Raw genomic sequence first — 13867 nt, 5'->3', positions numbered from 1 at the left:
CCCTGTGAAATTCAAACTGGCCGTTTGGCCGTTCCCTTTTTGCCGCAAGAGTGCGGACCTGCCTTCACTTTGTCCAGTATTTTCAAGAGCGCGGCAATGGCTATAGCCCGCGCGGAGCGGCCAGCAGCCAGAGCCCGAACACTGTGTAACACACCATGAAAACTGCCAGGGGCAACTGGCTCAACGTGGCCTGACGCGGTGTTTCAAACTGCCGCAGTGCAACAAGATGTGCCATCAGGATCGCAAGGATATGCCCGACCACCACCGCGCCTGCTTGACACAGCCAGATCACCCGAACGCTATCCTGCGCGTTAAAGAACCCGGTGGTGACATAGAATGTACCCAGACCCAGCAAGCTGTCACCACGCGCCAGCGGATCATTCAGGGCGGCGAGCGCGTATTGCCCGTTGACCAGCATGCTCGTGAGATAATGGCCGACGTGGTAGCCCAATGCGATCGGCAGAATCGTGGGCGCAAAGATGCGAAACGCCCGCGTCCAGCGCAGGCTATTCCCGGCAAGTCTCAATCCCAGCCAGATCGCAATTCCATAGGCCGCGATCAGCGCCATATTGGCGACGAGCAGCCCCACGATGTTTTGCGTCACGACTGCCGAGCGTCCGGGGAACTCGAGCGGGTTGATGCCCAGCAGACCGAGCCACCAGAATGTTTCGTTCAGGCCATCAAAGCTGCCGCAGCCCAGCAGGACGAGCATGAAGACCGCTGCGCCGATGGCAGGCGCACGATTCCGCGCGGCCTGCCAGCCAGTGAGCCCCAAGGCGATGCGATTGCGATAGCGCCCGAACACGCCCACCGTCGCGTAGCAGCGCATCAGCATCGCGATCCCTTCGCCCCGCAGGTGCCAGCGCGGACCAAAGATAAGCAAGGCCAGGTAGGTGAATAGCCAGTAGAGACCCACGTATCGGGCCAGCCGCGCCGGATCGGACGGGGCCGGATCGGCCAGCAGAATGATCACGAACCCAAGGTAGGTCAGGATCGCGCAGGAGTGCCCCAGCGACGCTGGCAACCGCAAGAGCGCGCCCTGCCACAACAGGTGGCGGGTCAGGGTCACCGGCCCGCGCCACGGATCGATCCAGCGCCAGAGGTCGCCAATCAGCCCCTGAAGGCTGACCAGCCCGATCCACCACAGCGTCCAGATCGCCAGCGGCAACGGATTGGTGAGCGGGTCACGCGGACCGGTCATCCCAAGCCAGACAAGCGCACACAGCAGAAGTAAGGACAGGCAGCTTGTCAGATTTCTCGCGGCGGCAAGGGTCTTCCATCGCACCAAGGGCATGGGGCGAAAGACCGATCGCAATGCGCGGGCGGGAAGCACGGTCAGCAGGAGAACCGTCAGGGCAACGCTTGCCACGCCCGCCGTGATATAGACATCGGTCGGAAGCAGCAGCACGAAGCCCTGTTCCGACGCATGTGCATCGGCCTGCGTGGCGCAGGACATCATGGCGAAAACCGGATTTGCCAGCCAGAGTTTTCGAGGCCTATATTGCAACATCTTCATTTGGTGCGATGATACCCGGAGGAGGTCCGGATGAAAGCTGCAAAACCCATTGTCGCGATCGCGATATTGATGATCGTTGCCACTGCTGCGTATCTGCTTGTTTCGCGGGCGGTGCAGACTGATCTCTTGCTGACCAACGTCACCGCCGCCCCGATTGAAGACGCCCCCGGCAGCGTTGGCGTCTTTATGACAATCCGCAATTCCGGCGGCCCCGACCGGCTCGTTTCGGCCCGCTCCATCGTAGCGCAGCGCGCGCGTCTTGATCATGCCGTCGCGGATGCGGGCCTTGCAATCCCGGCCGACAGCGAGCCTGCGCTGGCACCTGACGGTGCGTTCATCCTGATGGACGGGATCGGCGGCGACCTCCAGGAAGGCCGGATGATCCCGGTCACCCTGAGGTTTGAGACAGCCGGGGAATTTCGCACGCAGGCACGTCTGGTCACACCACAGAGGCGTGGAAAGGCCCGTGACTACGGCCTGTTGGGATTGGGCGACATCTGCACGGTCCAGGACGGTGAACCAGCCCCCAGCATCGCGATTGAGGTGGAACCGGATGGCGATGGATGGACGGTCAGGGTGCTGACCGAGGATTTCACATTTGCCAATGATGCGGCCGATGGCGTGCATGTGCCCGGCACCGGCCATGGTCATCTTTATCTGAGCGGGCTCAAGCTGCAGCGACTCTACGAACCAGAGGCCCGGATCGGGGCCCTGCCGCCGGGCAAGCACCAGGTCCGGGTGACGCTGAACACTAACGACCACCGCGCTTACGTGGTCGATGATCGCCCTGTCTCTGCCACCGCCGAGATCATCGTGCGTTGACAAGCCGGCACGCTTGCGAACACCATTTGTACACAAACAAGTTCGGGAGCCGAAAAGCGGATGACGGGCAAATCTTCGGGCGCGGTCGTGGGTGTCGATGTCGGCGGCACATTTACCGATCTGGTGGAACTGGATCCGTCCACGGGGCGCGTGCGGCTGGCCAAGGTGCCCAGTACGCTCGACAATCAGGCCTATGGGGTACTTGCGGCGCTGGACGAGGCCGGGTGTGATCTGGCCGCACTTGACCTGATCGTGCATGGCACGACCACGACCACCAACGCGGTCCTGGAACGCAAGCTCGCCAGAACAGGGCTGATCACCACGCGGGGTTTTCGCGATGTGCTCGAACTTGGCCGCCGCACTCGCCCGCAACCTTATGGCATGACCGGCACCTTTACGCCGCTGATCCCGCGCAACCTGCGGCTCGAGGTGCCAGAACGCATGGATGCGTCGGGTGAAGTGGTCGTGCCGCTGGACGAAAACGCGGTGCACGAGGCCGCGCAGACCTTGCTTGACGCAGGATGTGAATCGGTCGTGATCCATTTCCTGCACGCCTATGCCAATCCCGCGCATGAATGCCGTGCGGCCGAGATCGTTTCTCATCTCTGGCCCAATGATCACGTCACGATGGGCCACGCCCTGCTGTCGGAGAGTCGCGAGTTTGAACGGGGAGTCACGGCGGCGGCCAATGCGGCGGTACAGCCGTTGCTCGACCGGTACATCCGCCGACTGGTGCGGGAATTGCAGGCCGGGGGATATGCGGGCGACGTTCTTGTGATGAACGGCAATGGCGGCATGGTCAGTTCCACGCGGGTGGCCAAAGAGGCGGCAAAGACAGTGATGTCCGGCCCGGCGTCGGGCGTGATGGCGGCGGCCTATTCCGGGCGCAAGGCGGGCATCGGCAACCTGATTACCTATGACATGGGCGGCACCTCGACCGACGTGGCCCTGATCCGCGATGCCGAACCGTCCGTTTCAAACGAGATAGAGATCGAATATGCCATGCCGATCCATGTGCCGATGGTCGATGTGCGCACCGTAGGTGCCGGAGGCGGGTCGATCGCGCGGGTCAATCCCGCCGGGTTGCTGGAGGTCGGGCCGGACAGTGCAGGGGCCGATCCAGGGCCGATCTGTTACGGCAAGGGCGGGGCAGAACCAACCATCTCCGACGCCAACCTGCTGCTGGGGCGGCTCGACCCGGCGCGGCTGAATGCGGTCAAGGGCGGCGTATCGCTGCATCATGTCCGGCAGGTTTTCGCCCGCAAGCTGGGCGACCCGCTCGGTCTGAGCGCGGATGAGGCGGCGGCGGCCGTGATCGAAATCGCCAATATGAAAATGGCCGGGGCGATCCGTATGGTATCAATCTCGCTGGGGGCGGATCCGCGCGATTTTGCGCTGTTTGCCTTTGGCGGTGCGGGGCCGTTGCATGCGGCGGCACTGGCGCGAGAACTGCATATCCCCCGCATTCTGGTGCCAAGCCGCCCCGGTATCACCAATGCGATCGGCTGTGTCGTGGCCGATTTGCGGCATGATTTCGTGAACACCATCAACACAGCGCTGGACAGCCTTGAGCCCGGTCAACTGGCTGGTGTCTTTGCCGCCCAAATCGCCGAGGGCGAGGACCTGATCGCGCGCGAAGCCATCGACATCACGGCCACTCGGCATCTTTATAGTGTCGATATGCAGTTTGTCGGGCAAACCCACCTGCTGCGCGTTCCGCTGGGCCGCCCGGACGTCACCGCAGAAGAATTGCAGACCCTGTTCGAGGCGGCATATTTCCGTCGCTTCCGCGTCGAACTGGATGACATCCGCGCAAATCTGGTGAACGCCAACACCTCGGTCATCGGCAAACGGGCGGAACTGGACCTTGGCGCGCTGATCGACCCGGCGGGGCGCAAGAGCACGTTGGAACAGGCGCAAACCGGCGTGCGACCGGTCTATTTCGACAATCAATGGCGCGACACGCCGATCTATTGGCGCGATCACCTGCCCGCCGATTTCACCCTGCCCGGTCCCGCAATAATCCAGCAGATGGATACGACGCTGTTGATCGAACCCGGCGACACCGCCACCGGGGACGCGGACGGCAACATCCTGATCGGTATCGGAGCACGCGCATGAGTCTTGATCCCATCACCCTGTCGGTCATTCAGGCGGGGTTGCAGCAGGTCTGCGATGAAATGGACCTGTCGTTTTCCCGTGCTGCCTTTTCGCCGGTGATTGCCGAAGCCAACGACCGCTCCGATGGCATCTATTCCGCCGATGACGGCGCGCTGATCGCGCAGGGTGCCGGCGGGCTGCCGGTCTTTGTCGGAACGATGCAGGAATCCACCCGGATTCTGATCGACATGATCCGCACGGGCAAGGCCGCCGAGCCGCAGCCCGACGACATCTACATCGTCAACGATCCGTATCTGGGCGGCACTCATCTGATGGATGTGCGGTTTGCCCGGCCATTTTACCGTGACGGGCGCATATTCTGTTGGCTGTCCAACACAGGCCATTGGCCCGATACCGGAGGAGCGGTGCCCGGTGGTTTCTCTGCCAGTGCCACTGCGGTGGAACAGGAAGGCCTGCGTCTGCCGCCGGTGCGGCTGTTCAAACAGGGCAAGCTTGATCCGGAAATCATGGCGATTATCTCGTCCAACATCCGGGTCGCCGATCAGCGGATTGGCGATGTCAAGGCGCAGGCCGCCGCGCTTCTGGTCGGCGAGGACCGGCTGAATGCGCTGATGGACCGGTATGGCGATGACACCGTGGCTGCGGCGATTGCCGAGCTGCGTCGCCGCGCGGCAACGCAAATGCGCGCCTTTATCGAAGAAATCCCGGCAGGGACATATCAAGCAACCGCGTGGATCGACAGCGACGGCGTGGTCAACGAACCATTGGCCATCCGGCTGGCGATCGAACGGGACGAAAGCGGGCTGACTTTTGATTTCAGCGGCTCAAGCGCGCCCTGTGCAGGGCCCATGAACTCGGTCCGGGCCACCACGCTCAGCGCCGTGTACCTGGCCATGCGCCATATTTTTCCCGAAGTTCAGATGAGTGCCGGGGCGTTTGAGCCTCTGACCGTTACCGGCATCGAAGGCACGTTTCTGGATGCGCAATATCCACGCCCGGTGTCCGGCTGTGCCGCGGAGGTCAGCCAGCGAATCGCCGAAGCGGTGTTTGCAGCACTGGTTGAGCCTCTGCCCGACCGTGTCACTGCGGCGCCTGCGGGCACGAGCGGAAATTTTGCGCTTGGCGGTCATGATCCGGCCACGGGGCGCGGCTTTGTCATGTACCAGATTTCCGGTGGCGGCTATGGCGGCAATGCAGATCATGACGGGCTGTCCAATGGCTGTTCCACCATCGGCATCTCCAAGGCGCCGCCGATCGAGATCATGGAGCAGGCGTTTCCGGTGCTCTATCATCACTACGCCCTGCACAACGGATCGGCCGGCGCGGGCCTGCACAGGGGTGGGTTCGGCCTTGACTACGAGGTGGAGCTGCGACGTGGCGCGGCAACCGCAAGCTTTGTGATGGACCATGGCCGATTTGGTCCGCAAGGGGCGCGGGGCGGTGGCGATGGCGGTGTGAATCAGGTGATCGTCTGGCAATCGGGCGTCCCCTACACACCCGCGCACCTGTCCAAGGAACAGGACATACCGATGTCACCCGGCGACCGCGTGCATGTGCGCACGCCTGGCGGCGGCGGCTATGGCGATCCGCTTGCCCGCCCGCCCGAGGCGGTCCGGCGGGACGTAGAACTGGAACGCTATACGCCCGAACAGGCTCGGGATCTGTTTGGCGTCGTGCTGCACGGATCGCCGCCAGTCGTGGACGAAGGCGAAACTGCAAACTGCCGCGCAAACCGCTGATCCTGCCGAAACCGCTGGACAACCGACAGGCGAACCGCTGAAACTCGACCAACAAAGATCACAGGATCGAGGCCCAGATGACCCGGGGACTGCCCCTGACCGCCACCCATTGGGGCACCTACCGTGCCGAAGTGACCGATGGCCGCGTCACCGCGCTGCACAATTTCGAACACGACAGCGATCCATCTGAAATCGGCCACGGGATCGTCGATGCGCTGACCGCGCCCAGCCGGATTACCGCGCCAATGGTGCGTGAAAGCTGGCTGAACGACGGGCCAGGTGCCCGCACCGATCAACGCGGCAAGGAGGCGTTTGTCGAGGTCAGCTGGCAAGAGGCCACGCGGATGGTCGCCGATGAGCTGACCCGCGTGCACGACACCCACGGGGCGCAGGCGATCTATGCCGGATCCTATGGCTGGGCCAGCGCCGGGCGGTTCCATCATGCTCAGAGCCAGATGAAACGGTTTCTGAACTGTGCAGGCGGATTTACCCGATCACTTTATACCTATTCCTTTGCCGCCGCCGAGGCGATGGTACCGCATGTGCTGGGCAGTTATCGCGAGTTCATGAACACCACGACCAGCTGGCGTTCGGTTGCGGATTCAGGCGAACTTGTCGTCGCCTTTGGCGGCATTCCGGTCAAGAACGCACAGATCGACAGCGGCGGCGTCGGTTCCCATGTACAACGCGACGGGCTGCACAGCGCGTGTGAGGCCGGGGTCGCCTTCGTGAACGTCAGCCCGCTGTCCAGTGACATGATCCCGGAGCTGAACGCCCAATGGTTGCCCGCACGACCAAACAGCGATGTGGCGATCATGCTGGGTCTCGCCCATACTCTCTATACCGAGAGCCTGCATGATCCGGATTTCATGGAGCGTTACTGTGTGGGTTTCGACCGGTTTCTACCCTATCTGACCGGGGAAACGGACGGGCAGCCCAAGACTGCCGACTGGGCCGCAGAGGTCAGCGAACTTTCCGCCGGGGATATCCGCGCGCTGGCGCGGCGCATGGCGAGGCAACGCACGATGATCTCGGTCAGCTGGTCCCTGACCCGCGCCCATCACGGGGAGCAACCGTTCTGGATGGGAATTACCCTTGCCGCGATGCTCGGACAAATCGGGTTGCCCGGTGGTGGCATCACCTTTGGCTATGCCGCCAGCAACAGCATCGGCGGCGACTACAGACAGATGCCCGGCGCGTCGGTGCCGCAGGGACAGAACCCGGTCAACCGGTTCATCCCGGTCGCGCGGATTGCGGATATGCTGGAAAACCCCGGCGGACGGTTTCATTTTGACGGACAGGTCCTGCGTTATCCCGATATCAGGCTGATCTGGTGGGCCGGCGGCAATCCTTATCATCACCATCAGGATCTGAACCGGCTTGCACGTGCATGGGAAAAGCCCGAGACGGTGATCGTCAACGACTGGTGCTGGACCGCGACCGCGCGACGCGCCGACATCATTCTGCCGACCACCACCCACCTGGAGCGCGACGATTTGATGATGTCCTTGCGCGATCCCTACGTCATCGCGATGGAAAAGGCCGCCGAACCACCGGACGGGGCGCGCAATGATCACGAAATCTTTCGCAATCTTGCAGCGCACATGGGATTTGAAGAGGCGTTTACCGGCGGGATGGACGAAGCCGACTGGCTGCGCTGGCTCTATGACAAGACCCGCCAAAGTGCCGCTGCCGAAGGACTTGGCCTGCCCGACTGGCAGGAGTTGCAGGACAAGGGCTGGCATCGCACTCCGCCGCCCGTCACGGCCACCGTGAAGATGCGGGCCTTTCGCGAGGATCCAGAGGAACGTGCGCTCGCGACCCCCTCGGGCAAGATCGAGGTGTATTGCAAGACCGTTGCCGATTTCGGCTATGCCGACTGTCCCGGACATCCGACCTGGATGGAGCCCTATGAATGGCTGGGGAACGCGGGCAAGTATCCGTTGCACCTGATCTCAAACCAGCCATCCAACAAGCTCCATTCACAATTGGATCAGGGTTCTGTCAGCCGTCGCGGCAAGATCGACGGGCGCGAACCCGTATTGCTGAACCCTGCCGACGCGGCACAGCGCGACATCCGTGAAGGCGACCTGCTGCGCCTGTTCAACGGGCGGGGTGCCTGTCTCGGTGTGGCGCAAGTGTCGGACCACATCCGCCCCGGCGTAGTACAGATAAGCACCGGATCATGGTGGGATCCGGATGACGACGGGATGTGCCGTCACGGAAACCCCAATGTGCTGACCCGCGACATCGGCACCTCATCACTTGGTCAGGGTCCAACCGCGCATAGCTGCCTGATCGAGGTCGAACGTTTTTCCGGCACGCCTCCGCCGGTCCGCGCCTTTGAGCCCCCGGTCATCCGGAGACGCAAGGGCTAAAGCAGCCGCGCAACCTCGTCCCAATGTGGCATCGACGCCGCCGCCCCGGCACGTGTGACCGACAGGCCCGCCGTGGCACATCCGATCTGGACCGCGCGCAACGGGGATTCGCCGCGCGACAAGGCGGCGGCAAGTCCGCCATTGAATGCGTCCCCGGCACCGGTTGTTTCAACAACCTTCCCGGCGCGCACGGCGGGCACAAGCCCATGACCGTGCAGATACGCCCCCTGCTCGCCCATGGTGATGATCGGCGTACCAACGCCCAGTTCGCACAACCGGTCGGCCGCGCGCGCCGCATCATCGGGGGTCGCAACGGCGATTCGGGTGAGTGCTTCGGTCTCGGTCTCGTTGGGGGTCACATAGTCGCAAAGCGCCAGCATCCCATCCGGCAATTGGGCGGCAGGGGCCGGGTTCAGGATCGTGGTAACACCGGCCTCTTTCGCGATGCTCAGTGCGCGCACCGCGGCATCCATCGGTTGTTCAAGCTGGGTGACAAAAACGCTGGCGTCCCGGATCAGGTCGGCCTGCGCATCCATGTCCGCCGCCGCAATCTGCGCCCCCGCTCCCGGTGCAATGATGATCGCATTGTCGCCCGAACTCTCCTGCACAAAGATGAACGCCGCCCCGGTGTAACTGTCCGCACACCGCTCGGCATGGGCCGTGACCCCTGCCCCCTCCCACAAAGTCTCCGCCATCCCGGCAAAATCGTCCTGACCCAGCTTGGTGATAAAATGCGTTTCGACTCCGCTGCGGGCACAGGCCACCGCCTGGTTCGATCCCTTACCCCCGGGGCCGAGCGAAAACGAATTGCCCAGCAGGGTTTCCCCCATGCGCGGCATCCGGTCGGCCCTGAACCCCGCATCCGCAACAAAGACCCCCAGAATGACAACATTGCCCATACCGCGCCCTTTCCCTGTCTGGCCGTTGCAGTTGGTCGGCGCACTCTGGCCGTGTCAAGCCGTGACGAAACCGGTTGACACGGTCCCATGCACGCCTATAAGCGCGGCTTCATTGGTGTTGGTGGCCCCTGCAAGGGGATGCCTGTCAGGAGCAATCCAGAGGACAACGCCCTTCATAGTGGCCCATCCGGGCTTCGTTTCAGGAAGGAGATCAGCCGTGACCAAACGCACGTCTGCCAAGTACAAACTCGATCGCCGCATGGGCGAGAACATTTGGGGCCGCCCAAAATCCCCCGTCAACCGTCGTGAATATGGCCCCGGCCAGCACGGTCAGCGCCGCAAGGGCAAGCTGTCCGACTTCGGTATCCAGCTGCGCGCCAAGCAGAAGCTCAAGGGCTACTATGGCGACCTGACCGAAAAGCAGTTCCGCCGCATCTACTCCGAAGCGGAGCGAGTCAAGGGCGACACCGGTGAAAACCTGATCGGTCTTCTCGAGCGCCGTCTGGATGCGGTTGTGTACCGTGCCAAATTCGTGGCAACTGTCTTTGCCGCCCGCCAGTTCGTGAACCACGGCCACGTCCGTGTGAACGGCCAGAAGGTCAACATCCCCTCCTATCGTGTCAAGGAAGGCGACGTGATCGAGGTTCGGGACCGCTCCAAGCAGATGACAGCGCTTCTCGAAGCCGTCGGCCTGCCCGAGCGTGACGTTCCCGACTACATCGACGCGGATCACTCGAAAATGACCGCCACCTTCGTGCGCACCCCGCAATTGGGCGATGTGCCGTATCCGGTGATGATGGAACCGAACCTGGTCGTCGAATTCTACGCCAAGAACTGACGCACCACCGATATCAACTGCAGGGGGTTGTACCGAATCGGTGCAGCCCCTTTCTTGTTCCCTCCTTTGACTGGAAATGATGGAGCCTTCGATGCCCAAATCGCACCCTGTTTACGGCCGTATCGACGGCCCCATCGTCATCATCGGCTTTGGCTCGATCGGCAAAGGCACTTTGCCACTGATCCAGCGACATTTCGATCACGATTCGGACAAGCTCGTCGTCATCGACCCCAACCCCGACACCCATCTGTTTCTGTCCCAACACAATGTCCGGCACGAACAGATCGCCATCACGCTGGAAAACTACAAGGACGTGCTTGGCCGCCAGTTTCCGGACGGCAAGGGCTTTTGCGTCAATCTCAGCGTAGACACCTCGTCGCTGGACCTGATGAAATTCTGCCGCGAGCTTGGGGTTCTCTACATCGACACGGTGGTCGAGCCCTGGGCCGGGTACTACTTTGACACAGAGGACAACGCCGAACGCACCAACTATGCGCTGCGCCAGAAGGTGCGGGATGAAAAGGCGGCCAATCCCGGCGGCACCACGGCGGTCAGCTGCTGCGGGGCCAATCCCGGCATGGTCAGCTGGTTCGTCAAGGAAGCGCTGCTCACGCTGGCACAGGACACGGGCCGCGAGGTCACTGCTCCCACGGACAAGGCCGGCTGGGCCGCAATGATGCAAGAGCTTGGCGTCAAGGGCGTTCACATCGCCGAGCGCGATACCCAGGCCCGCCGCCAGCCGCGCCCGCGTGGCACATTCGTAAACACCTGGTCCGTCGAGGGTTTCATCGCCGAAGGGTTCCAGCCCGCCGAGCTTGGCTGGGGCACCCACGAAACCTGGTTCCCGGAAAACGGCCACCGCCCCACCACAGGCTGCATGGCCGGGATATGGCTGGATCGGCCCGGCGCGATCACACGCGTACATTCCTGGTGTCCGACACCGGGGCCGCAATTTGGCTTTCTCGTCACCCATAACGAGGCGATCTCGATTTCCGACTATTACACTGTCGGTGATCCGGCCAACCCGGATTTCCGCCCGACCTGCCACTATGCTTATCACCCGTCCGATGACGCGGTGCTGTCGTTGCATGAAATGTTCGGCTCGGGTCGCCAGCAGACCGACTTCGAAATTCTCGACGTGGACGAGATTGTCGAGGGCATCGACGAACTTGGTGTACTGCTGTACGGCCACGAAAAGAACGCGCTCTGGTACGGCTCTCGCCTGTCCAATGCGGAAACCCGCAAACTTGCCCCCTACCAGAATGCGACCGGAATGCAGGTGACCAGCGCTGTTCTCGCCGGGATGGTCTGGGCGATGGAAAACCCGCAGGCCGGGATCGTCGAGACCGACGAGATGGACCATGCCCGCTGTCTTGAGGTGCAACGCCCCTATCTCGGACCCGTCGAGGCGCATTACACTGACTGGACCCCGCTTAAGGATCGGTGGGAGCATTTCCCCGAGGATATCGACGAAACCGACCCGTGGCAGTTCAGGAACGTGCTCGCCACCTAGAGCGGCAACGGACGGTTCTCGGCGATGGCCTCCATCGCGAAATACGAGGTCACGCTGTCCAGTTCCACGCCTGCGATCAGGCGTTGATAGACCTGATCATAGCTGGCCATGTCCTCGGTCACGACCTTCAGCTGATAGTCGTAATCCCCGCCGATCCGGTGAAAATCCACGACTTCCGGAATGGTCAGGACATGGCGGCGAAAGGCGCGCAGCCAGTCTACGGAATGGTGCCGTGTGCGCAGCATCACGAAGACCACCAGACTCAGCCCGAGTTTCCTGCGGTCAACGCGCGCGGTCGATCTGCCCAGCACACCGCTATCGGTCAGGGCCCTGAGCCGCCGCCAGCAGGCGTTCTGCGAAATCCCGACCCGGTCCGCCAGATCGCGCTGCGACACCGACGCGTCCATTTGCAGTTCGCGCAGGATCCGCAGGTCGATCTGATCTATCTTTTCCTTCATTTCCGATTACATGTCCCAATATCTTGGAATAATCCAGAAAAAATGGTACGGATTATTGATCCACCCCCCATCATAATGGTCTCGCAACCAGAGGCCTGATCATGTCACTGACCGACCTTCGCACAACGATCCAAGCCGCCACTCACGACGACAGCCTGCGAAAGAGCGTGATCGGGGATAATATCCTGATACCGGGATTGAACGGGGACGTACCGCTGGTCTATGCGGACTACGTCGCATCGGGCCGGGCATTGCACCAGGTCGAGAATTACATCTCGACCCGGGTGCTGCCCTACTATGCCAACAGCCATACCGAGGCCTCTTATTGCGGAGCCTACATGACCCGTCTGCGCGCCGACGCGCGGGCCGAGATTGCCGTGCAGGTCGGGGCCGGGCCGGATGACGCGGTGATCTTTGCGGGTTCCGGGGCAACGGCCGGTCTGAACCGGCTGGTCGGCCTGTTCGGTGTCAACGAGGCCGTCGATCCGGTCGTATTCATCGGCCCCTACGAACACCACTCCAACATCCTGCCGTGGCGTGAAAGCAAGGCGACGATCGTCGAAATCCCCGAGGCAGCCGATGGCGGGCCTGATCTGACCAGTCTGGCGGATGCGCTTGCGCGGCACGCGGGCAGTGACCTGATGATCGGCAGCTTTTCCGCCGCTTCCAACGTCACCGGCATCGTGACCGAAACCGGCCCTGTCACACGCCTCTTGAAACAGCGCGGCGCGTTGGCGGTCTGGGACTTTGCCGGGGCCGGACCTTACCTGCCGATCGACATGGCTGACGGCGAGACGGTCCGCAAGGATGCCATCGTCGTGTCGCCGCACAAGTTTCCCGGCGGACCGGGTGCCTCTGGTATTCTGGTCGTGAACACCGCAGCCGTCCGGCGCAAGACCCCGTGCTGGCCCGGGGGCGGCACGGTCAGTTTTGTTTCCCCCTGGGGGCATGACTATTCCACCAACCTCGCCGCCCGTGAAGAGGCGGGAACGCCCAATGTGATCGGCGACATCCGCGCGGCGCTGGCGTTTATCGTCAAGGATGCCGTAGGAACCGAAACCATTGCGACGCGCGAGGCGAGGTTCAATCAGATGGCCCTGGACGCCTGGAGCCAGAACCCCCATCTGACCCTGTTGGGTGTGGACAAGGAACATCGCTTGCCGATCTTTTCCTTCATGGTGCGGGATGCGCATGGCGCACCGGTTCACCAACAACTTTTCACCCGGATGCTGAGCGACATCTACGGCATCCAGGCGCGCGGCGGCTGTGCCTGTGCGGGGCCATACGCGCATCGGCTGCTCGGGATCGACGAAACCGAGTCAAAGGCGCTGCATGACGAATTGCTGGCCGGCAAGGAGTTGCGCAAACCGGGCTGGGTGCGACTCAACTTCAGTTACCTGATGGAGGAGTCCACCGTTCAGTACATCATTGACAGCGTCTGCACACTCAGCCGATCCACCGCGGACTACGCACATCGCTACCACGTCGATCCGGCAACCGCGCGGTTCCGGCAGGGGACACGCGCCGCCTGATCTTTGCGGGTTTTCTCCGGGCCGCTCTGACGCTATGAGGGGGCAATTTTC

Annotated in this window: 10 protein-coding genes; 7 read left to right on the top strand and 3 right to left on the bottom strand. The window is 62.5% G+C overall.

Annotation, left to right across the window (positions count from 1 at the left end; genetic code table 11):
- Nucleotides 1-100: 100 nt before the first annotated feature.
- Entirely contained in the window at nt 101-1516 is a 1416-nt protein-coding gene (locus tag QO231_RS00660; protein WP_316772040.1) for a hypothetical protein, read from the bottom strand.
- A 30-nt stretch (nt 1517-1546) separates the two neighbouring features.
- On the opposite strand from QO231_RS00660, the gene QO231_RS00655 reads away from it, so the two are divergent.
- The 4 genes from QO231_RS00655 to QO231_RS00640 all read left to right on the top strand — a co-directional run bounded on the left by QO231_RS00655 (nt 1547) and on the right by QO231_RS00640 (nt 8576).
- Entirely contained in the window at nt 1547-2338 is a 792-nt protein-coding gene (locus tag QO231_RS00655) for a copper chaperone PCu(A)C (protein ID WP_316772037.1), read from the top strand.
- Nucleotides 2339-2398: 60 nt separating this feature from the next.
- The gene (locus tag QO231_RS00650; protein ID WP_316772034.1) at nt 2399-4459 is read left to right on the top strand and encodes a hydantoinase/oxoprolinase family protein; all 2061 of its coding nucleotides are present in this window, start codon (nt 2399-2401) and stop codon (nt 4457-4459) included.
- Nucleotides 4456-6198, top strand: a complete 1743-nt coding sequence (locus QO231_RS00645) for a hydantoinase B/oxoprolinase family protein (RefSeq protein ID WP_316772031.1) — start codon at nt 4456-4458, stop codon at nt 6196-6198. Before QO231_RS00650 ends, QO231_RS00645 begins: the two co-directional genes overlap by 4 nt.
- A gap of 77 nt (nt 6199-6275) precedes the next feature.
- Complete coding sequence (locus QO231_RS00640) at nt 6276-8576, top strand: molybdopterin guanine dinucleotide-containing S/N-oxide reductase (protein WP_316772028.1); 2301 nt, start codon at nt 6276-6278, stop codon at nt 8574-8576.
- On the opposite strand, the gene QO231_RS00635 is transcribed toward QO231_RS00640, so the two are convergent.
- Nucleotides 8573-9475: a ribokinase gene (locus tag QO231_RS00635; RefSeq protein WP_316772025.1), complete on the bottom strand. Its 903-nt coding sequence runs from the start codon at nt 9473-9475 to the stop codon at nt 8573-8575. The genes QO231_RS00640 and QO231_RS00635 overlap by 4 nt on opposite strands.
- 217 nt (nt 9476-9692) lie before the next feature.
- On the opposite strand from QO231_RS00635, the gene rpsD reads away from it, so the two are divergent.
- Both rpsD and QO231_RS00625 read left to right on the top strand, forming a co-directional pair.
- Nucleotides 9693-10313: a 30S ribosomal protein S4 gene (gene rpsD / locus QO231_RS00630; RefSeq protein WP_316772022.1), complete on the top strand. Its 621-nt coding sequence runs from the start codon at nt 9693-9695 to the stop codon at nt 10311-10313.
- A gap of 91 nt (nt 10314-10404) precedes the next feature.
- Nucleotides 10405-11826, top strand: coding sequence for a homospermidine synthase (locus tag QO231_RS00625; RefSeq protein ID WP_316772020.1), 1422 nt, complete (start codon nt 10405-10407; stop codon nt 11824-11826).
- Here QO231_RS00625 and QO231_RS00620 read toward each other — a convergent pair.
- Nucleotides 11823-12284 (bottom strand): Lrp/AsnC family transcriptional regulator, encoded by a 462-nt coding sequence (locus tag QO231_RS00620; protein WP_316772017.1) that lies wholly within the window; start codon nt 12282-12284, stop codon nt 11823-11825. The two genes, QO231_RS00625 and QO231_RS00620, sit on opposite strands and share 4 nt — an antisense overlap.
- A 101-nt stretch (nt 12285-12385) precedes the next feature.
- Between QO231_RS00620 and QO231_RS00615 the strand changes: the two genes are divergently transcribed.
- A complete protein-coding gene (locus tag QO231_RS00615) occupies nt 12386-13816 on the top strand; it encodes an aminotransferase class V-fold PLP-dependent enzyme (RefSeq protein WP_316772014.1) in 1431 nt (476 codons plus the stop codon).
- Nucleotides 13817-13867 lie beyond the last annotated feature (51 nt).

The sequence above is a fragment of the Sedimentitalea todarodis genome (assembly GCF_032595355.1).
GTDB classification, from domain to species: domain Bacteria; phylum Pseudomonadota; class Alphaproteobacteria; order Rhodobacterales; family Rhodobacteraceae; genus Sedimentitalea; species Sedimentitalea todarodis.
This window is presented reverse-complemented; position numbering and strand designations above follow the sequence as displayed.

Coding starts and splice junctions, on each gene's coding strand:
- QO231_RS00655 (WP_316772037.1), top strand. CDS start 1,547: ATGAAAGCTGCAAAACCCATTGTCGCGATCGCGATATTGATGATCGTT.
- QO231_RS00620 (WP_316772017.1), bottom strand. CDS start 12,284: ATGAAGGAAAAGATAGATCAGATCGACCTGCGGATCCTGCGCGAACTG.
- QO231_RS00635 (WP_316772025.1), bottom strand. CDS start 9,475: ATGGGCAATGTTGTCATTCTGGGGGTCTTTGTTGCGGATGCGGGGTTC.
- QO231_RS00625 (WP_316772020.1), top strand. CDS start 10,405: ATGCCCAAATCGCACCCTGTTTACGGCCGTATCGACGGCCCCATCGTC.
- QO231_RS00640 (WP_316772028.1), top strand. CDS start 6,276: ATGACCCGGGGACTGCCCCTGACCGCCACCCATTGGGGCACCTACCGT.
- QO231_RS00645 (WP_316772031.1), top strand. CDS start 4,456: ATGAGTCTTGATCCCATCACCCTGTCGGTCATTCAGGCGGGGTTGCAG.
- QO231_RS00650 (WP_316772034.1), top strand. CDS start 2,399: ATGACGGGCAAATCTTCGGGCGCGGTCGTGGGTGTCGATGTCGGCGGC.
- QO231_RS00660 (WP_316772040.1), bottom strand. CDS start 1,516: ATGAAGATGTTGCAATATAGGCCTCGAAAACTCTGGCTGGCAAATCCG.
- QO231_RS00615 (WP_316772014.1), top strand. CDS start 12,386: ATGTCACTGACCGACCTTCGCACAACGATCCAAGCCGCCACTCACGAC.